Genomic DNA, 18,300 nt, shown 5'->3' with positions numbered 1-18,300 from the left:
ACCGGGCTGGGCACATCGGCCCCGGATCGTCACCGAACACCGCCCCGACGCGATCTCTCCGACGACCGGAGTCGCCCCGAGGCGACTCCGGCATCGCCCACAGCGGATCGCGGGATGGCGAGCGTGCTCCTACGCTGGGGTCATGCGCACGGACGTCGACCCCCGGCTGACCGACGCCGCACTCGCGCTCGCTGTCGCCCTCGTCCTCGCGGTCGTCATCGCGGCGGATCCGGCGGGCCGCGCCTCGGCCCCCGCCTACGGCTTCGCGGTGTTCTTCGGCGCTCTGCTGCTGGTGCGCCGGCGTGCGCCCCGCCTGGTGCTGGTGCTGACCCTCATCGCGGTGTTCGGCTACTACATCCTCGATCTGCCGCCCGTGGGGATGGTGCTGCCGGCGACCGGCGCTCTGTTCTCCGCCGCTGAGCAGCGCCGCACGCCCTGGGCCGTCGGCGCGGCGGCCGTGCTGCTGGCGGTCGCGACCTTCTTCCGCCTGATCGACGACGCGCCGGAGGCCGGCCTGAACGGCTACACGTTCGTCACGGAGGTCGCACTCGCGGCCGCGGCGATCGCGCTGGGCGCGGCCGTGCGGCTGACCCGCGAGGCGCGGGAGCGCACGGCGCGCATCGCGGAGCTCACGGCGGCCGAGCAGCAGCGCGCCGCCGACGCCCGGCTTCAGGAGGAGCGCCTGCGCATGGCGCGGGACCTGCACGACACGATCGGCCACACGCTGTCGGTGGCCGCGTTGCATGCCGGCGTGGCGACGGAGGCCGAGGACGCGGCGGCATCGCGTCGGGCCCTCGGGCGCGTCCGTCAGGCGACGTCGGATGCCCTGCGCGAGCTGCGGCGCACCGTGAAGATCCTGCGTTCGGATCGGGCTCCGGACCAGGCCCCGGTGCTGGGCCTCGCCGCGGTGGATCCGCTCCTGACCGTGGCACGGGATTCCGGACTGCGCGTCGTCACCGAGATGGCGGTCCCCTCCGACGCGCTCGCCCCATCCGTGGATGCCGCGGCCTACCGCATCGTCCAGGAGTCCGTGACGAACATCCTCCGCCACGCCGACGCCCGCACGCTGCGGTTGCGCGCGCGGGTGGTCGACGGCATCCTGAGCCTCGAGATCAGCGACGACGGCTCCCTCGGGCGCGAGCCGGTCGGGGAGGGATCGGGGATCCGCGGGATGCGGGAGCGCGCCGAGCTCTTGGGCGGACGCCTGACGGCGCGACCGGCGCCGGGCGGTTTCCTGGTCGAGGCGCGGATACCCGTGGACGGAGAGGAGACGCGATGACCGGGATCCGCGTGGTGATCGTCGACGACCAGGAGCTGGTGCGCGCCGGGTTGCGCCCGCTCGCGGAGCGCGACGGCGACATCCGGGTCGTGGACGAGGCCCCCGACGGCCGGTCGGGGCTCTCCCGCGTGCGCGAGCACCGCCCGGACGTGGTGCTGATGGACATCAGGATGCCGATGATGGACGGACTCGAGGCAACCAGGGCGATCGTGTCCGATCCGGCACTCGACGGCGTGCGCGTGCTGATCCTCACCACCTTCGACGAGGACGAGCACGTGCACGAGGCCGTTCGCGCGGGGGCCGCTGGTTACCTGCTCAAGGACGTCTCCCCCGAGGATCTCCGCTCGGCGATCCGGACGGTCGCCGCCGGAGACGCCCTGCTCTCCCCCGCGGTGACCGCGACGGTCATGCGCGCGGCGGCCGGCGCGGCCAGGACGCCGGATCGCTCTCGGCTGGACGGTCTCACCGAGCGGGAGATCGACGTCCTGACCCTCGTCGGCCGGGGACGCACCAACGACGAGATCGCGGCCGACCTGTTCCTGAGCCCCGCGACGACGCGCACGTACGTCAGCCGGCTCCTCGGCCGGCTGCACGCCCGCGACCGAGCGGCGCTCGTGATCCTGGCCTACGAGACGGGCCTGGTGCGCCCCGCCGGCTGACGCCGCGGCTGCCGCCGCGCCGGCCTCGCAGATCGACGCGGATCTCGCAGGCTTCCCGTGGATTCCTGCGAGATCCGCGCGTTTCTGCGAGACGCGCGCGTGCCGGCATCCGTCCCGGTTCAGGCCGGCGTGATGAGTCCCGGCGTCGCGCTGCGGGCCTTCTCGAAGCGCTGCTGCACGTCGGCCCAGTTCACGATCTCCCAGAACGCCTTCACGTAGTCGGCGCGCACGTTGCGGTAGTCGAGGTAGTACGCGTGCTCCCAGACGTCCAGCTGCAGCAGCGGGGTCACGCCGAGAGGCGCGTTGCCCTGCTGGTCGAAGAGCTGGAAGATCACGGGACGCTGTCCGACGCCGTCCCACGCCAGCACCGACCAACCCGATCCCTGCACGCCCAGCGCGGTGGCGGTGAAGTGCGCACGGAACGCGTCGATCGACCCGAATCCGTCCTCGAGCGCGGCGGCCAGCTCGCCCTCCGGGGCGTCGCCGCCGTCCGGGGACATGTTCTGCCAGAACACCGAGTGGTTGATGTGGCCGCCGAGGTTGAACGCGAGGTCCTTCTCGAGCTTGTTGATGCCGGCGAGGTCACCGGACTCGCGCGCGGCGGCGAGCTGCTCGAGCGCCGTGTTCGCGCCGGTCACGTACGCCTGATGGTGCTTGGAGTGGTGCAGCTCCATGATCTTGGCGGAGATGTGCGGCTCGAGCGCCGCGTAGTCGTAGGGCAGCTCGGGGAGGGTGTAGACGGACATCTTTCTTCCTTTCGACGTTTCGGACGGGTTCAGGCGGCGGGGACGGGGTGGAAGCGGCGATCGAAGTACACGACGGGTCGTCCGAGAGGACCGGTGATGACGTCGAGCACCTCGGCGATGACGACCGTCGACGATCCCACCGGCACGGTGTGCAGAGCACGGCTGCGCAGAGCGGCGCGGGCGGTCGGCAGGTGGGGCTCGCCGGTGGCGAGAGCGCCCCAGCCCTGCTCCGGGGTGAACCGTTCGGCGCCGCTGGTCGCGAAGCTCTGCGCCAGGTCGGCGTGCTCGTCGTCGATGAGATGGACGACGAAGGTGTCCGCGGCGAGCAGGGCGCCGGCGGTTCCGGTCGCCCGCGTCACCGAGAACATGATGGCTGCGGGGTCCACGGCGACCGAGGCGACGCTCGATGCCGTGAGGCCCACCGGCCCGGTGTCGGTCATCGCGGTGATGATCGCGACGCCGGCAGGATGGGTGCGGAAAGCCGCCTTCAGTCCCTCTCCGACGGGCGTCGGGACGGGAGCGGTCGCGGGGTGCTGCAGGGTGGTCATCGGGCGTTCTCCGTGCTGTTCTCGTGCGGACCGGCGGGTGCGATGTCGCGGCCTCGGGCGTGGGCGATCATGTCGTCGCGGTCCACGAGCTTGGTGCGTTCGCGGCCGCGGGCGGCGCCCGCACGGCGCTCCGCCTCGTCGATGCGCAACCATCCCGCCCAGTCCACGATTCCCTCGAGGGGCGCGAGCGGGTCGGATGCCGCCACGACCGGCTCCGCGGAGGCGAGGTCGTCGACGAGGTGCTGCACCGTCTGCGCGGCGTCCGATTTCGTCGAGCCGATCAGTCCGACCGGGCCGCGCTTGATCCAGCCGGTGGCGTACAGGCGCGGGATCGCGGCGCCGTCGGGGCCGACGACCCGGCCCTCCCTGTTCGGGATGATGCCGCGGTCGACGTCGAACGGCGCTCCGGGAACCGGCGACGAGCGGTAGCCGATCGCCCGGTACACCGCGCCCACCTCGTGCCGGACGAGCTCGCCGGTCGCCTGCATGCGTCCGAGCGGGTCGGACACGGTGCGCTCCATCTCGAGGCCGGTCACGTCCTGCTCTCCGAGGATGCGGACCGGCCTCTGCCGGAAGTGCAGGTGGATGCGGCGGGAGGCCCTCAGCTCAGCACGGGGCCGCTCGGCCCATTCGCGCAGGGTCCGCAGGATGATGCGGCGCTGCGAGAACTGCTCCAGCATCAGCTCGGCGTGCTCGTCGAGCTCGAGCTCGGCCGGATCGACGAGGACGTCGACGTCGCGCTGCTCACCGAGCTCGCGCAGCTCCAGGGCCGAGAAACGGACGTCGGCAGGGCCGCGGCGGGCGAACAGGTGGATGTCGCGCACCGGATTGCTCGCCAGCGCGTCGAGCACGTGATCCGGCGTGTCCGTGCGGTGGAGGTCCGCCGCGTGCTTGGCGAGGATGCGCGTGACGTCCAGGGCCACGTTGCCGGCGCCGAGCACGGCGATCGATTCGGCCGCCAGCGGCCAGGTCCGCGGGACGTCGGGATGAGCGTCGTACCAGGCGACGAGATCGGCGGCGCCGAAGGAACCGGGCAGGTCCGCCCCGGGGATGTCGAGCGACACGTCGAGGTCGGCGCCGGTGGCGAGGATCACCCCGTCGTAAGCGGCGCGCAGCTCCTCCACCGTGACGTCGGCGCCCACGTCGATGCCGCCGAGCAGCCGGATCGACGGATGCTCCAGCACCTCGTGCAGGGCGTCCGTGATCTTGCGGATGCGCGGGTGATCGGGGGCCACGCCGTAGCGCACGAGCCCGTACGGAGCAGGGAGCTTCTCGATAAGGTCGACACGGGCGCCGGGCACGCGGCCGAGCAGGATGTCCGCGGCGTAGATCCCCGCGGGTCCGGCTCCGACGATCGCGATCCGGGGAGACGGAGTCATTCGAGTCCCTCCTGCGGCGGGAGGGCGGCGATGAGCGGGTGGTCGAAGTCATAGGCGCCAGCCTTGGCGGCGCCGCCGGGGGATCCGATCTCGTCGAAGAACTCGACGTTGGCCTTGTAGTAGTCCGCCCATTCCTCGGGCAGGTCGTCCTCGTAGTAGATCGCCTCCACCGGGCACACCGGCTCGCAGGCCCCGCAGTCCACGCACTCGTCCGGATGGATGTACAGGGAGCGCTCACCCTCGTAGATGCAGTCCACCGGGCACTCGTCGATGCACGCCCGATCCTTCACATCCACGCACGGCAACGCGATCACATACGTCATCCGGTCCTCCCTCGATCCCTCTCACCGTAAAACCTCAAGTATGCTTGAGGTCAAATCGAGGAGGTCGCGGTGGTCGAGAAGAGCGCGGGTCACGCCCCGGACGAGCTGCTGACGGTCGGCGAGATGAGCCGACGCACAGGGGTCGCGGTGTCGGCTCTGCACTTCTACGAGCAGCTCGGGCTGATCGCCTCCACCCGCACCCCGGGCAACCAGCGGCGGTACGCACGGCACATGCTGCGGCGCGTCTCGCTCATCACCGTCGCCAAGCGCCTCGGCATCCCGCTGTCGGATGTCCAGGAGGCGTTCGCGGACGTGCCGATGACCGTGACGCCGAGCCATGCGGACTGGCAGCGCGCGTCGCGGCGCTGGAAGCGGGACCTCGAGCGGCGTCGGGAGGGCATCGAGCGGCTGGAGCGGGAGTTGACCGGATGCATCGGATGCGGCTGCCTGTCGATGAAGGCCTGCGGGCTGCTGAACCCCGACGACGCGCTCGGCGCCTCCGGCGCCGGTCCCCGCCGCCTCGATGACGAGGACTGACCGACCGCACCCCGTCTCCACCAGGCCCGCTCCCCCGCCCTCCCGCCCTTCCCGTCCTTCCCCCGTCCTTCCCCCGTCCCGGCCCCTCCCCGCGCTCCCCGGTACCCGCGGTGAGACCTCTCGTTAGTAACGAGACCTCTCGTCATTCACGTGAACAACGAGAGGTCTCGACGACAAGGAGAGGTCAGCGGTGGACAGGGAGGGGTCCGCGCCAGCGGGGAACACGATCACGCGGACGAGATACACGGCCACGTCCGCGGGGAAGCCCGGTCAGGCGGGCGGGAAGCCGCCGGTCAGGCGGCCGTGGAAACGGCCGGTGGCCTCGTTCATGCCCTCGAACTCCACCGACTTGCCGTGCTGAGCGTACTTCGTCTCGATGGTGTCGAGCGCGGCGACGGTCGAGGCGTCCCACACGTGCGAGCGCGACAGATCGATCACGACCCGATCAGGGTCCTCGGCGTACTCGAACTGCGTGGTGAGGTCGTTGCTGGAGGCGAAGAACAGCTCCCCGTCCACGACGTAGTGCGCGGCATCCGGTCCCGCGGTGCGCGTGACCGTGACGACGTGCGCCACCCGACGCACGAACAGGACGGAGGCGACGAACACGCCCACGACGACGCCGATCGCCAGGTTGTGCGTGAGGACGACCACGACGACCGTGGCGAGCATGACGAACGTCTCGCTCTTCGGCATCCGCCGGAGGGTCGACGGGCGGATGCTGTGCCAGTCGAACGTGCCGACCGAGACCATCACCATGACGGCGACGAGCGCGGCCATCGGGATGATCGCCACGAAGTCGCCGAGCGCCACGACGAGGATCAGCAGGAACACCCCGGCGAGGAACGTCGAGATGCGGGTGCGCGCTCCGGACGCCTTGACGTTGATCATCGTCTGGCCGATCATGGCGCAGCCGCCCATGCCGCCGAACAGACCGGACAGGACGTTGGCGACACCCTGCCCCCACGCCTCGCGGGTCTTGCGGGAATGCGTGTCCGTGATCTCGTCGACGAGCTTCGCCGTCATGAGCGATTCCATGAGTCCGACCAGGGCCATGGCGAGCGCGAACGGCGCGATGAGCGTGAACGTCTCCCAGGTCAGCGGCACGTTCGGGATGAACAGCTCGGGAAGGCTCCGAGGCAGTTCGCCCTCGTCTCCCACCGTCGGCACGTTCAGCGCGAAGACCACCACGACCGCCGTGACGAGGATGATCGAGACCAGCGGAGCCGGGATGACCTTCGTCAGGCGGGGCATGAAGACCATGATGAGGATGCCGCCGGTGACGAGCGGATACACGAGCCACGGCACGTCGACGAGGTGCGGCAGCTGAGCGCTGAAGATGAGGATGGCGAGGGCGTTGACGAATCCGACCATGACGCTGCGCGGAATGAAGCGCATCAGCTTCGCGACGCCGAGGACGGCGAGGAGGATCTGGAACACGCCCGCCAGCATGACCGTCGCGATGAAGTAGTCCATGCCGTATTCGCGGGCGACCGGGGCGATGACCAGCGCCACGGCCCCGGTGGCGGCGCTGATCATGGCGGGGCGCCCGCCGACGAAGGCGATCGTGACGGCCATGATGAACGAGGAGAACAGGCCGACCTTCGGGTCGACGCCGGCGATGATCGAGAAGGAGATCGCCTCGGGGATGAGCGCGAGCCCGACCACGAGGCCCGCCAGCGCCTCGCGAGTGAGCAGGCGCGGACTCTTCAGCACCGACAGGACCGAGGGGTTGTCGCGATAACGGGCGCGGTCGTCGGGCACGACGGTCGTGGACATGGGACTCCCCGGGACGGTGTGAAAGCATGGGTCCGCCGCGAACACGCGCGGTACGGCAACCCTAACGTAACGTGAGGGTTGGGAGGAAACGGATGCCGGAGACGATGCACATCGGCGAACTCGCCGAACGCACCGGAATGTCGTTGCGCACGCTCCGCCACTACGACGAGATCGGGCTGCTCACGCCGTCCGGACGCTCGGACGGCGGGTTCCGGCTCTACACGGACGACGACCTGCGACGCCTGCTCGTCATCCGGCGCATGAAGCCGCTCGGGTACTCGCTCGAGCAGATGGGCGATCTGCTCCGGGTCATCGACGCCGCCGACGGCGATGACACCGAAGCGCGCACCGTGCTGCAGGACTTCCGCGTCGACGCCGTCGAGCGCCGCGACCGGCTGGCGCGCCAGCTGGAGATGGCCGACGAGTTCCTCGCCCAGCTCGACGCGATCTGACCCGCGGGGCGCGGACCGCGCCCTCCCGGCAGCCCGCCCTCAGCCGAGTGTGAAGGGGGCTTCGAGCAGCGTCTCCTCGCGCGAGGAGGGACCGACCAGCAGGCGGAACTCTCCGGGTTCCACGATGCGGTCGCCGGCGGCGTCCACGATCGTGCACGCGGCGACGGGCACCTCCAGGCGCACCCGAGCGGACTCCCCCGGCGCGAGGTCGATCTGGCGGTAGGCTTTCAGCTCGCGATCCGCCCAGCTGACGCTCGTGACCTCGTCTCTCACATACGCCTGCACGGTCTCGCGCGTAGGGCGCTCGCCGGTGTTGGCGACCGTCACCTCCGCGACGACCGTGTCGCCCACCACGGACGCGGACAGATCCGCGTACGCCACCGTCGTGTAGGACAGTCCTTCGCCGAACGCCCATGCCGGCGCCTGCGTCAGGTCCGCGTAGCGGTCGCCGTGCTGTCCGCGGATCTGGTTGTAGTACGTCGGCTGCTGCCCGACATGCCGCGCGAACGAGATCGGCAGACGCCCGGAGGGCTCGATGGCCCCGGTGATCAGCTCGGCGAGCGCCCGCCCGCCCTGCATCCCCGGGTTGGCGGCCCAGATGACGGCCGCCGCGCGCGCCGCGCTCGGCGGCAGCACCAGCGGCTTCGAGGCCAGCAGCACGACCACCACGGGCTTCCCCGTCGCGATGAGCGCATCGAGGAGGGCGATCTGCCCGCCGATCAGCTCCAGCGTCGCCGTCGAGCGCGCCTCGCCGTACAGCCCACGGCAGTCGCCCACGACGGCGACGGTGAGGTCGGAGTCGGATGCCGCGGCCACAGCCTCGGCGATCATGGCGTCGTCGGCCGCGGCGGGATGCACGATCGGCGGCCGGGGCTGTCCGTCCGGGAACGTCGCTCCGCGGGAGTCCGGGCCGAGCGTCCCGATGTCGGCACCGCGGGCGAAGGTCACGGTCCAGGGCGCGATCTCGCGCATCCCGTCGAGCACGGTCGTGATCATCTCGCGCGGCTGTCCGTCCAGCCACCCGGCCTGCCCGGAGCCGCCCGCCCAGTCACCGAGCTGCTCCTGGGCCTCGTCCGCGAGCGGACCCACGACCGCGACGCGCGTCATCGTGCTCGGCGCCACGGGCAGCGTGCCGTCGTTCTCGAGCAGCACGAGCGAGCGTCGCGCGACCTCGAGGTTCAGCTCGGCATGCGCGGTGCCGCCCACCACCGCCTCGAGCCCCTCTCGCGGCATCCGAGCGTCCTCGAAGAGCCCGAGCTCGAACTTCAGGGTCAGGATGCGGGCGACGGCGGTGTCGAAGTCGCCGGGATCCAGGAGCCCGCGGTCCACGGCATCCAGCGCGCCCTCGAAGAAGCCGGGCGTCGTCATGATCATGTCGTTGCCCGCCTTCACCGCGGCGGCCGCCGCGTGGGTGTGGTCGGGCTGGATCCGCTGCTCCCAGATCATGCGGCCGACGTTGTCCCAGTCGGTGATGAGGGTTCCGGTGTACCCCCACTCCCCCCTCAGCACGTCGCTGAGCAGCCAGTCGTTCACGGTGATCGGCACGCCGTCCGTGGTCTGGTACCCCAGCATGAAGGTGCGGCAGCCCTCCTTGGCGACCCGCTCGAACGGCGGCAGGAACCAGCTGCGCAGCTTCCGGCGGGAGATGTCGGCCTCGGACGCGTCCCGTCCGCCCTGGGTCTCGGAATAGCCGGCGAAGTGCTTGGCCGTCGCGAGGATGGCCGTCGGATCGGCCAGGCCCTCGCCCTGGTAGCCGCGCACCATGGCGCTGGCGAGTTCGCCGATGAGGAACGGGTCCTCGCCGAAGGTCTCGTTCACCCGTCCCCAGCGCAGGTCCCTGGCGATGCAGAGCACCGGCGAGAAGGTCCAGTGGACACCGGTGGCCGCGACCTCGACGGCCGTGGCCCTGGCCACCCGCTCCACGAGCTCCGCGTCCCAGGACGCCGCCATGCCGAGCTGCGTCGGATAGATCGTGGCACCGGGCCAGAACGAGTGCCCGTGGATGCAGTCCTCGCCGACGAGCAGCGGGATGCCCAGCCGGGTCTGCAGCGTCAGCTCGCGCGCGCGGAGGATGCGCTCCGGGGAGGTGTGCAGGATCGAGCCGACGTGGCGCCGCAGGATGTGGTCGTCCAGGTCGTCGCGGGCGTCGAGCTGCAGCATCTGGCCGACCTTCTCCTCCAGCGTCATCCGGCCGAGGAGGTCGGCGACGCGCTCGGGGACCGACAGCGACGGGTTCTGGTACGGCAGGGAATCGATGAGCGTCTGCGATGTCATTTCTCGGTGTTCTTCGGTCTCTTCGTGGTCGTGGTGCTGCTCGTGTCCGCCGCGGCGGGAGCGCTGGGGCGGACGGCCGTGACGGCGTCGTTGACGTTCAGCCCCTTCTTCTTCATTGCGCGGGCGCGTTCGCCGGCGGAGCGCAGCCGCGGGTTGACGTACTCGTCGATCCCGAAGTTGATCAGGGCCAGGGCTACGCCGATCAGCGCGATGCACAGGCCCGGGGGCAGGTACCACCACCACTGGTTCTGCCGGAACGCGCCCTGCGCCGACGCCCAGTTCAGGATCGTGCCCCAGTTGTAGGTGGTGACCGGGATGACGCCGATGTACGACAGCGTCGTGAGCGCGAGGATGGCGGCGGTGACGGTGCCGACGAAGCTCGCGGCGATCAGCGCCATGAGGTTCGGCAGCATCTCGATCGTGATGATGCGGCGCAGCGGCTCCCCGTTGGCCCTGGCGGCCTGGATGAAGTCGCGGTTGCGCAGCGACATCGTCTGCGCGCGCAGCACGCGCGCCCCCCACGCCCATCCGGTGAGACCGAGCACGGCGGCGATCACCCACAGCGGGGGCTCCTCGAACATGGACGCCACGATGATGATGAGCGGGAGCCCGGGGATGACGAGGAACACGTTGGTCAGCGCTGACAGCGACTCGCTCTTCCATCCGCGGATGTAGCCTGCGATCACGCCGACCGTGATCGCGATGACGGTGGCGATCGCCGCGGCGAGGAAGCCGACGACGATCACGCCGCGCGTGCCGTGGATGACCTGACTCAGGACGTCCTCGCCGATGTGGGTCGTGCCGAGCCAGTGATCCGCTGAGGGCGGCTCGAACCGGCGGGTGTTGTCGACCTGCGTGGGCGAATAGGGCGCCAGCACGTCGGCGAAGACCGCGATCAGGACGAAGAACGCGATGATCGCGAGTCCCGTGAGCGACTTGCCGTTGCGGAACATCGCGAAGGCGTCGCCGAGCTTCGCCCAGAACGACTCGGGTCGATCCTGCGCGGGCGCGGCCGTGCGCAGCGCCAGCGTGTCCGGCGCCGCCGGAGCGGACTGGGGGTCTGTGGTGCGAGCGGGAGCGTTCATTCTCAGGCCTCCGTCTGGCGCGTGCGCGGGTCGAGGAATGCGTAGGCGACGTCGGCGAGGATGTTCGCCACGAGGACCGACAGCGTGATCACGAGGAAGACGCCCTGCATGAGCGCGTAGTCCTTGGCGTTGGTGGCGTCCAGCAGCAGCTTGCCGACGCCGGGGTAGCTGAACACCATCTCCATCACGATCGTGCCGCCGACGATGAAGCCGATCGACAGCGCGAAGCTCTGGATCTGCGGGAGCACGGCGTTGCGGGCCGCATAGCTCCAGAGCACGCGCTGGTTCGTCATGCCCTTGGCCTGCGCGACGGTGATGTAGTCCTCGTCGAGCACGGTGAGCATCATGTTGCGCATCCCGAGCATCCAGCCGCCGAGCGAGGCGATGATGATCGTCACCGCCGGCAGGGTCCCGTGGTGGATCACCTCCCCGATGAACTCGAACGACCACTCCGGCGTCGTTCCCACCCCGTACGCCTTGCCGATCGGGAACCACTCCAGGTTCACCGAGAACACGGCGATGGCGAGCAGGCCGAGCCAGAAGTACGGGATCGTCCCGAGGAACGTGGTGATCGGGATGAGCACGTCCGCGCGGCTGCCGCGGCGCCACCCGACGACGGCACCGCCGATCGTGCCGATGGCGAAAGAGATGATGGTCGCGAAGCCGACCAGGCCGATCGTCCACGGCAGCGCCTGGGAGATCACCTCCGTCACGGGACGCAGGCCGTGCAGCAGCGAGACGCCGAGATCGCCGCGCAGCAGCAGACCCCAGTAGTCCAGGTACTGCTGGAACAGTGTCTTGTCGGTGTCCAGACCGAGCAGGGAGCGCAGCGCGTCCGCGGCCTCCGGGGACACGTTGCGGTTGCGCGCGAGGTACTGGTCGACCGCGTCGCCCTTCATCATGCGCGGCAGGAAGAAGTTGATCGTGAGCGCCGCCCACAGCGTGAACAGGTAGAACGCGGCACGGCTGCCGATGAAGCGCCAGGGGACGCGGGCGTATCCCGAGACGACCCGGGTGGCGGTGGTGCCGGTGGCGACGGCATCCGTCTCCGGCTGGTCCAGACGGGGTGCGGTGACGGTCACGGGGTACCTCCCAGGATGCCGGATGCCGAGGCGAAGTGCTTCTCGGGGTCGGGTGAGGCCGCGCGCAGCTCCTGCGTGTAGGGATCCTGCGGACGGAGAATGACGTCGTCGGCGGGGCCGTGCTCGACGACCCGCCCCTGATTGAGGACGATGATCTCGTCGCTGAAGTGCCGCGCGGTCGCGAGGTCGTGCGTGATGTAGAGCACCCCGAGCCCCTCCTCGCGCTGCAGGTCGGCGAGCAGGTTCAGGACGCCGAGGCGGATCGACACGTCCAGCATCGACACCGGCTCGTCCGCGACGAGCAGCGACGGCCGGGAGGCGAGGGCCCGCGCGATCGCCACGCGCTGACGCTGCCCGCCGGACAGCTCGTGCGGGCGCCGGTCGATGACGGCATCCGGGATCAGGCGCACGCGTTCGAGCAGCCGGCGCACCTCGGCATCCTGCTGCGCCTTCGGGACCACGCCGTCCAGGCGCAGCGGACGCTCGATGTGGTAGCCGATCGAGTGGTACGGGTTCAGCGAGGCGAACGGGTCCTGGAAGACCATGCGCAGCCGCTGGCGGTACGCGCGCAGCCCCTTGCCGCGGCGCGGGATGGGCGCCCCGTCGAGCAGGACCTCCCCGTGCGTCGGGGTCTCGAGCTGGGTGAGGATCTTCGCGATCGTGGACTTGCCGCTGCCGGACTGGCCCACGAGGCCGATCGTCTGCCCGGAGCGGAGAGTGAAGCTGACGTCGTCGAGGGCCTTGATCTGCCCGGCGCCGCGGACGTTGTAGATCTTCGTGACGTGCGAGAAGTCGAGCACGGTCATCGCGCCACCATCCCCTTCTCTCCGGTGAGCCGAGGGAAGGACGCCAGCAGCGTCCGCGTGTAGTCGTCCTGCGGGTCGGTCCAGATCCGCTCGGCCGTGCCGAGCTCGACGATCTCGCCGTCGCGCATGATCGCGATGCGGTCGCTGATCTCCAGCAGCAGCGGCAGGTCGTGGGTGATGAAGATCACCGAGAAGCCGAACTCGTGCCGCAGCTGCGAGATCTGCCGCAGGATCTCCCGCTGCACCAGCACGTCCAGCGCGGTGGTCGGCTCGTCCATGACCATGAGCTGCGGGCGCAGGGCGAGCGCCATCGCGATCATCACGCGCTGGCGCATCCCGCCGGACAGCTCATGCGGGAACGACCGGCTGCGCTGTGCGCCGACCTTGACGATCTCGAGCAGCTCGGCCGCCGCGGCCCGGCGCTGACGGGCGCCGAGGTCGGGGCGATGGATCTCGAAGACGTCCTCGAGCTGCGAGCCGATCGTCGCGACGGGGTTCAGCGCGTTCATCGCGCCCTGGAACACCATCGACACCTTGTCCCAGCGGAAGCGGCGCATCTGCTCGGCGTCCAGGGCGTTGATGTCGATGTCGCCCTCGGCGGCGTCGTGGAAGACGACGGAGCCGCCGGTGATCACGGCGGGGGCGCGCAGCAGCCGCTGCACGCCGTAGGCGAGCGTCGTCTTGCCGCATCCGGATTCCCCGGCGAGACCGAGGATCTCGCCGCGCTGCAGCTCCAGGGTCACGTTCTTGACCGCGGCGACGGGGGGTTCGACGTCGTACACGACGGAGAAGTCGCGCACGGTGAGGAGGGGGTCTGGCATGGTTTCCTTTCCGCCGTCGGCCCGTCGAGCGAGGACGCGGGCGCCGCTCGCTCGACGGGCCGGAGGGGTCACTTGGCGGTGAGGTTGGTCAGCACCTGGACGATGCCCGGCTGCGTGGGGTCAGCCGACGCGTACTGGTCCTCCTCGGTCGGGAAGCCCTCGTAGTTGCGGGTGTTGTACTGACCCAGCAGCGGGTGTGCGCCGAGCGGGATGGCGGGGACGTTCTCGACGAACGCCTTCTGCAGCACCGCGCTCGCGGCGTCGCGCTCCTCCTGCGTGGCGGCGTTGGCGTAGGTGTTCAGCGCTTCGGTGACGTCGGGGTCCTCGAAGCGGCCGAAGTTGAACTGCGCCTTGCCGTCGACGATCCACTTCGGGTCCATCGTGGAGGTGTACAGGCCGTACGCGTTGCCGGTGTCCTCGAGCCAGTGGATGATCGCCTGGAACGTGCCCTCCTGACGCGCGGCGTCCCAGCCGCCCCAGTCGGGCTGGTCGACCTTGACCTCGATGCCGAGGCCGGCGTCGAGCTCCTCGGCGATCAGCGCCTGCTCGGTGTTCCAGTCGCTCCAGCCCGCCGGGACCGAGATCGAGAAGGTGACGGGTGCGCCGTCGGGGTCGATGAGCTTCTCGTCCTCCCAGGTGTAACCGGCGTCGGTGAGGATCTGGCGCGCCTTGTCGATGTCGACGGAGTACTCGACGTCCTGGTACTCGTCGATGATCTCGTCGGAGAGCAGCTCGCCGAGGCCCGTGACGTTCCAGACCGCCTCACTGGCGCCCTCGCGGGAGACGTCGACGTACGCCTGACGGTCGATCGTCCACGCCAGCGCCTGGCGCAGCGCCGGGTCGTCGAACGGCTCGGTCTGCAGGTTGAGGAACACGGTGGCCGCGCCGGCGGTCGGAGACACCAGGAAGTGGTTCTCCTCGTCCGCCGCGAGATAGCTGTCCTCGATCTGCGGGATGAACGCCTGCGCCCAGTCGGCCTCGCCGGACACGAGCGCCGTCGTCAGCGCGGCGTTGTCGCCGTACGAGACGTAGTGCAGTTCGGGGACGGCGAGCTCGCCGCCCCAGTAGTCCTCGTTCGCGGTCAGGGTGACGGACTCGGTGGTCCAGCTGTCGAGCACGTAGGGTCCCGTGCCGACCGCGAGCCCCTCGCCGGTGAGCGGGTCGGTGTTCGGGTCCTCGATGTTCTCCCAGATGTGCTTCGGCACGATCGGCGTGTGCAGCACTCGGGCCTGGGAGGTGTACTTGGAGTTGCCGAAGGTCAGCGTGATCGTGTCGCCGTCGACCGTGGCGCCCTGGTAGTTCAGTCCCGAGGAGTCGGTGAGCTTGCCGTTGAGGAACTGATCGAACGTGAACACGATGTCCTCACCCGTGAACGGCTCGCCGTCGCTCCACGTCACGTCCGCACGCGGGACGACGGTGAGCTCGGTGTAGTCCTCGTTCCATTCGACGGACTCCGCGAGCCACGGGGTGGTCCCCAGGTCGCCGGTCGGGTTGACGAGGGCGAGCGGCTCGAAGATGACCTTGGCGTAGCCGTACTTCGAGGCCGACGAGTCCCCGAGGTAGGGGTTGTGCGACTCCGTCGTGATCGCCCCGTCGGGCTTGGCGATCGTGAGGGCGACGCTGCCGGCGCCGGCGTCACCGCCGTCGTCGCCACCGCCCGACGAGCATCCGGCGAGCACCGTGGTGCCGAGGGCGGCGACCGCGGCGGCCGCGATCAGGGACTTTCTGAGCTTCATTGCTTCTCCTAGGGCACGGTCTTTGTGCGGAACCACCGGTCGTCTGCACGCGGTGGCGGGGGTACCGAAACTTACTGGCGAGAAAGTAAGTTGATGCGAGGTTACTCATCAGTAAGTAACATGGCAAGTCACAGAACAGCAACGGAGGCACCGTGGCCAGCAGCAGTGAGGATGCCGTGCGCACCCGCCCCGCCACGCGCGCGAAGCGCGAGCAGATCCTCAAGGCGGCCGTCGAGATCTTCGGCAACAAGGGATCGACCAACGGCACGCTCGCCGACGTCGCCGAGCAGGTGGGCATCACGCACGCCGGCGTCCTGCATCACTTCGGCTCCAAGCAGAAGCTGCTGCTCGAAGTGCTCGCCTACCGCGATCAGGCGGATGTCGAGGACCTCGAGGAGAAGCACATCCCCGGAGGCCCCGAGCTGTTCCTGCACCTCGTGCGCACGGCGTTCGCGAACGAGAAGCGGCCCGGCATCGTCCAGGCGTACACCGTGCTCTCCTCCGAGAGCGTGACCGATGAGCATCCCGGCCGGGAGTACTTCGAGGAGCGGTACACGACGCTGCGTCGCGAGATCTCCGAGGCGTTCGCCGAGCTGTGCGCGCAGCAGGGCGTCACGGAGCCGGAGACGGTGGCCGCGGCGTCCGCGGCGATCCTGGCGGTCATGGACGGTCTGCAGCTGCAGTGGCTGCTGCACCCCGACGTGGTCGAGCTGGGCGGCGCGAGCGAGTTCGCGATCCGCTCGATCGTGAACGCCGTGCTCGAACCAGGACCGGAGCTGGCCTCCTACCGGCAGGTGTGAGCGACGGGCCCGGCTAGGGTGAGGGCATGACCATCGACCTCGAGGCCCTCTACACGGACCTGCACCGGCACCCCGAGCTGTCCTTCCAGGAGACCCGCACCGCCGGCATCGCAGCCCAGCACCTCCGCGACCTCGGACTCGAGGTCGAGGAGAACCTAGGCGTGACCGGCGTCGTCGGTCTGCTGTCGAACGGAGAGGGACCCACCGTCTGGTTGCGCGCCGACATGGACGCGCTGCCCGTCGAGGAGCAGACCGGCCTCGCCTACGCCAGCACCGCGACCGGCGTGGACCCCGAGGGCGCGACCGTGCCCGTCATGCACGCCTGCGGGCACGACATGCACGTCACCGCGATGATCGGCGCCGTCGAGCAGCTCGTCGCGAGCCGTGCGGACTGGTCGGGCACGGTCGTCGTGCTGATCCAGCCCGCCGAGGAGTACGGCGCGGGTGCCAGGGCGATGCTCGACGCCGGCGTCCTCGACCGCTATCCCCGGCCGGACGTCGTGCTGGGACAGCACGTCACGCCGCTCCCGGCCGGCGTCGTCGGCGTGCGCAGCGGCACCCAGATGGCGGCGTCCGACGGGCTGAGCGTGACGCTGCACGGCCGCGGCGGTCACGGCTCGCGCCCGCACGCCACGATCGACCCCGTGGTGATGGCGGCGGCGACCGTCATGCGTCTGCAGACCATCGCCTCGCGCGAGATCGACCCGCAGGGGGTCGGCGTCGTCACCGTCGGCGCGATCCACGCGGGCCTGAAGAACAACATCATCCCGGCGGAGGCGAAGCTCGAGCTCAGCCTCCGCTACCCCGACGACGCGTCGCGCGAGAAGGTGCTCGCCAGCGTCGAACGCATCGTGCGGGCCGAGTCGCTGGCGTCGGGCGCCGAACGCGAGCCGGACATCCGCACCCTGCACACGCTGCCGGCCACGATCAACGACGCCGAGGCCACGGAGCGCGTGACGAACGCGTTGCGCCGGGTGCTCGGCGAGGCGAGCGTGATCGACCCCGGCATGTTCACCGGAAGCGAGGACGTCTCGTGGTTCGCGCGCGACGCCGGAGCACCGCTGGTGTTCTGGTTCTGGGGCGGAGCCGACCCTGCAGCGTTCGCCGAGGCCGCGGCTGCGGGACGCCTGGCCGAGGACATCCCCACCAACCACTCCCCGTTCTACGCCCCGGAGATCCACCCCACGCTCGAGGTCGGCGTGACGGCGATGACGACGGCCGCACGCGAGTTCCTGGACTGAGCAGGGACTGCCGCGCCCCTCAGACCTCGACGACGCGCGGCGGGGGCGGCGGGGCGAGCTGACGGCTGGTCGATCCGTGCGCCTCGCGGTGCAGCCGCTCCATGCGAAGATCCAGTTCGGCGGCGGCCTCGGCCGCGTCGGTCAGGCTGTCGACGAGGTGCGAGGGAACCTGGCTGGAGAACTTGTAATAGATCTTGTGCTCCAGGCTCGCCCAGAAGTCCATGGCGATGGTGCGGAACTGCACCTCGACGGGGACCGACAGTGCGCCGGTGGACAGGAACACCGGCACCTCGAGGATGACGTGCAGGCTCTTGTAGCCGTTCGGCTTCGGGTTGGCGATGTAGTCCTTCACGACGCGCACGGTGATGTCGTCCTGAGCGGTCAGCAGGTCGAACAGCCGGTAGACGTCCGCGACGAAGCTGCAGGTGACGCGGACGCCGGCGATGTCGGTGATCTCCTGACGGATCCTCGCGAAGTCGGGTTCGTCGATGCCCTTGCGGGCGATCTTCTCGACGATGCTGTCGGGTGACTTCAGTCGGCTCGTGACGTGCTCGATCGGGTTGTACGAGTGATCGTGAGTGAACTCGTCCCGCAGGATCGAGATCTTGGTCTCGACCTCGCGCATCCCGAACTCGTACTCCCGGAGGAACCGCTGGAACTCATCGCGGAGCTCCTTGGTCTGGCGGATGGTGTCCTCGGTGACGTCAACGGTCGTCATGCCCTCGACGTTACAAGTCCGTGATCGGAAAGGGCTGT

At 70.0% G+C, this 18,300-nt stretch carries 18 protein-coding genes; 6 read left to right on the top strand and 12 right to left on the bottom strand.

All coding sequences use genetic code 11. The features are described 5' to 3' along the window. Positions 1 to 142 precede the first annotated feature (142 nt). Complete coding sequence (locus tag KYX17_RS20315; RefSeq protein WP_243228996.1) at positions 143 to 1,279, top strand: sensor histidine kinase; 1,137 nt, start codon at positions 143 to 145, stop codon at positions 1,277 to 1,279. Beyond that, positions 1,276 to 1,938, top strand: coding sequence for a response regulator transcription factor (locus KYX17_RS20310; RefSeq protein WP_243228994.1), 663 nt, complete (start codon positions 1,276 to 1,278; stop codon positions 1,936 to 1,938). The genes KYX17_RS20315 and KYX17_RS20310 overlap by 4 nt, the downstream gene beginning before the upstream one ends. 119 nt (positions 1,939 to 2,057) lie before the next feature. Here KYX17_RS20310 and KYX17_RS20305 read toward each other — a convergent pair whose 3' ends face one another. The 4 genes from KYX17_RS20305 to fdxA are packed head-to-tail and all read right to left on the bottom strand — an operon-like array spanning position 2,058 to position 4,934. Then, a complete protein-coding gene (locus tag KYX17_RS20305; protein WP_243228992.1) occupies positions 2,058 to 2,684 on the bottom strand; it encodes a superoxide dismutase in 627 nt (208 codons plus the stop codon). A gap of 29 nt (positions 2,685 to 2,713) precedes the next feature. Beyond that, positions 2,714 to 3,232, bottom strand: coding sequence for a flavin reductase family protein (locus KYX17_RS20300; RefSeq protein WP_243228990.1), 519 nt, complete (start codon positions 3,230 to 3,232; stop codon positions 2,714 to 2,716). Beyond that, the gene (locus KYX17_RS20295) at positions 3,229 to 4,611 is read right to left on the bottom strand and encodes an FAD-dependent oxidoreductase (protein ID WP_243228988.1); all 1,383 of its coding nucleotides are present in this window, start codon (positions 4,609 to 4,611) and stop codon (positions 3,229 to 3,231) included. Before KYX17_RS20295 ends, KYX17_RS20300 begins: the two co-directional genes overlap by 4 nt. Continuing rightward, positions 4,608 to 4,934, bottom strand: coding sequence for a ferredoxin (gene fdxA / locus KYX17_RS20290; RefSeq protein ID WP_243228986.1), 327 nt, complete (start codon positions 4,932 to 4,934; stop codon positions 4,608 to 4,610). Before fdxA ends, KYX17_RS20295 begins: the two co-directional genes overlap by 4 nt. 69 nt (positions 4,935 to 5,003) lie before the next feature. Here fdxA and soxR point away from each other — a divergent pair, with 69 nt between their 5' ends. Then, positions 5,004 to 5,471 (top strand): redox-sensitive transcriptional activator SoxR, encoded by a 468-nt coding sequence (gene soxR, locus KYX17_RS20285; RefSeq protein ID WP_308220921.1) that lies wholly within the window; start codon positions 5,004 to 5,006, stop codon positions 5,469 to 5,471. Between the two features lie 270 nt (positions 5,472 to 5,741). On the opposite strand, the gene KYX17_RS20280 is transcribed toward soxR, so the two are convergent. Further along, on the bottom strand, positions 5,742 to 7,247 hold the full coding sequence (locus KYX17_RS20280) for a SulP family inorganic anion transporter (RefSeq protein WP_243228984.1): 1,506 nt from the start codon (positions 7,245 to 7,247) through the stop codon (positions 5,742 to 5,744). A gap of 92 nt (positions 7,248 to 7,339) precedes the next feature. On the opposite strand from KYX17_RS20280, the gene KYX17_RS20275 reads away from it, so the two are divergent. After that, positions 7,340 to 7,699, top strand: coding sequence for a MerR family transcriptional regulator (locus tag KYX17_RS20275; RefSeq protein ID WP_243228983.1), 360 nt, complete (start codon positions 7,340 to 7,342; stop codon positions 7,697 to 7,699). Positions 7,700 to 7,738: 39 nt separating this feature from the next. Here KYX17_RS20275 and KYX17_RS20270 read toward each other — a convergent pair whose 3' ends face one another. The 6 genes from KYX17_RS20270 to KYX17_RS20245 all read right to left on the bottom strand — a co-directional run bounded on the left by KYX17_RS20270 (position 7,739) and on the right by KYX17_RS20245 (position 15,503). After that, positions 7,739 to 9,973 carry a glycoside hydrolase family 3 N-terminal domain-containing protein gene (locus tag KYX17_RS20270; protein WP_243228981.1) on the bottom strand — a complete coding sequence of 745 codons (2,235 nt, stop codon included), beginning with the start codon at positions 9,971 to 9,973 and terminating at the stop codon, positions 7,739 to 7,741. After that, positions 9,970 to 11,058, bottom strand: coding sequence for an ABC transporter permease (locus KYX17_RS20265; protein WP_374208973.1), 1,089 nt, complete (start codon positions 11,056 to 11,058; stop codon positions 9,970 to 9,972). Before KYX17_RS20265 ends, KYX17_RS20270 begins: the two co-directional genes overlap by 4 nt. A gap of 2 nt (positions 11,059 to 11,060) precedes the next feature. Continuing rightward, a complete protein-coding gene (locus KYX17_RS20260; protein ID WP_243228979.1) occupies positions 11,061 to 12,140 on the bottom strand; it encodes an ABC transporter permease in 1,080 nt (359 codons plus the stop codon). Next, entirely contained in the window at positions 12,137 to 12,946 is an 810-nt protein-coding gene (locus KYX17_RS20255) for an ABC transporter ATP-binding protein (protein WP_243228977.1), read from the bottom strand. The genes KYX17_RS20260 and KYX17_RS20255 overlap by 4 nt, the downstream gene beginning before the upstream one ends. Next, on the bottom strand, positions 12,943 to 13,767 hold the full coding sequence (locus KYX17_RS20250; RefSeq protein ID WP_243228975.1) for an ABC transporter ATP-binding protein: 825 nt from the start codon (positions 13,765 to 13,767) through the stop codon (positions 12,943 to 12,945). The genes KYX17_RS20255 and KYX17_RS20250 overlap by 4 nt, the downstream gene beginning before the upstream one ends. 68 nt (positions 13,768 to 13,835) lie before the next feature. Next, complete coding sequence (locus KYX17_RS20245; protein ID WP_243228973.1) at positions 13,836 to 15,503, bottom strand: ABC transporter substrate-binding protein; 1,668 nt, start codon at positions 15,501 to 15,503, stop codon at positions 13,836 to 13,838. 152 nt (positions 15,504 to 15,655) lie between these two features. On the opposite strand from KYX17_RS20245, the gene KYX17_RS20240 reads away from it, so the two are divergent. Continuing rightward, positions 15,656 to 16,303 (top strand): TetR/AcrR family transcriptional regulator, encoded by a 648-nt coding sequence (locus KYX17_RS20240; protein ID WP_243228971.1) that lies wholly within the window; start codon positions 15,656 to 15,658, stop codon positions 16,301 to 16,303. A 26-nt stretch (positions 16,304 to 16,329) separates the two neighbouring features. Next, the gene (locus tag KYX17_RS20235) at positions 16,330 to 17,544 is read left to right on the top strand and encodes an amidohydrolase (RefSeq protein WP_243228969.1); all 1,215 of its coding nucleotides are present in this window, start codon (positions 16,330 to 16,332) and stop codon (positions 17,542 to 17,544) included. A gap of 19 nt (positions 17,545 to 17,563) precedes the next feature. Here the strand turns inward: KYX17_RS20235 and KYX17_RS20230 are convergent, their stop codons facing one another. After that, a complete protein-coding gene (locus KYX17_RS20230) occupies positions 17,564 to 18,262 on the bottom strand; it encodes a GTP pyrophosphokinase family protein (RefSeq protein ID WP_243228967.1) in 699 nt (232 codons plus the stop codon). Positions 18,263 to 18,300 lie beyond the last annotated feature (38 nt).

It is taken from the genome of Microbacterium sp. CIAB417 (assembly GCF_022788845.1).
Note: the sequence above shows the minus strand (reverse complement) of the source record. Positions and strands in the feature narration are given on the sequence as shown.

Excerpts from the sequence above, each read along its gene's own strand:
- KYX17_RS20310 (WP_243228994.1), top strand. The coding sequence starts at position 1,276 with ATGACCGGGATCCGCGTGGTGATCGTCGACGACCAGGAGCTGGTGCGC.
- KYX17_RS20255 (WP_243228977.1), bottom strand. The coding sequence starts at position 12,946 with ATGACCGTGCTCGACTTCTCGCACGTCACGAAGATCTACAACGTCCGC.
- KYX17_RS20305 (WP_243228992.1), bottom strand. The coding sequence starts at position 2,684 with ATGTCCGTCTACACCCTCCCCGAGCTGCCCTACGACTACGCGGCGCTC.
- KYX17_RS20235 (WP_243228969.1), top strand. The coding sequence starts at position 16,330 with ATGACCATCGACCTCGAGGCCCTCTACACGGACCTGCACCGGCACCCC.
- KYX17_RS20230 (WP_243228967.1), bottom strand. The coding sequence starts at position 18,262 with ATGACGACCGTTGACGTCACCGAGGACACCATCCGCCAGACCAAGGAG.
- fdxA (WP_243228986.1), bottom strand. The coding sequence starts at position 4,934 with ATGACGTATGTGATCGCGTTGCCGTGCGTGGATGTGAAGGATCGGGCG.
- KYX17_RS20300 (WP_243228990.1), bottom strand. The coding sequence starts at position 3,232 with ATGACCACCCTGCAGCACCCCGCGACCGCTCCCGTCCCGACGCCCGTC.
- KYX17_RS20275 (WP_243228983.1), top strand. The coding sequence starts at position 7,340 with ATGCCGGAGACGATGCACATCGGCGAACTCGCCGAACGCACCGGAATG.
- KYX17_RS20245 (WP_243228973.1), bottom strand. The coding sequence starts at position 15,503 with ATGAAGCTCAGAAAGTCCCTGATCGCGGCCGCCGCGGTCGCCGCCCTC.
- KYX17_RS20250 (WP_243228975.1), bottom strand. The coding sequence starts at position 13,767 with ATGCCAGACCCCCTCCTCACCGTGCGCGACTTCTCCGTCGTGTACGAC.
- KYX17_RS20295 (WP_243228988.1), bottom strand. The coding sequence starts at position 4,611 with ATGACTCCGTCTCCCCGGATCGCGATCGTCGGAGCCGGACCCGCGGGG.
- KYX17_RS20265 (WP_374208973.1), bottom strand. The coding sequence starts at position 11,058 with ATGAACGCTCCCGCTCGCACCACAGACCCCCAGTCCGCTCCGGCGGCG.
- KYX17_RS20315 (WP_243228996.1), top strand. The coding sequence starts at position 143 with ATGCGCACGGACGTCGACCCCCGGCTGACCGACGCCGCACTCGCGCTC.
- KYX17_RS20270 (WP_243228981.1), bottom strand. The coding sequence starts at position 9,973 with ATGACATCGCAGACGCTCATCGATTCCCTGCCGTACCAGAACCCGTCG.
- KYX17_RS20280 (WP_243228984.1), bottom strand. The coding sequence starts at position 7,247 with ATGTCCACGACCGTCGTGCCCGACGACCGCGCCCGTTATCGCGACAAC.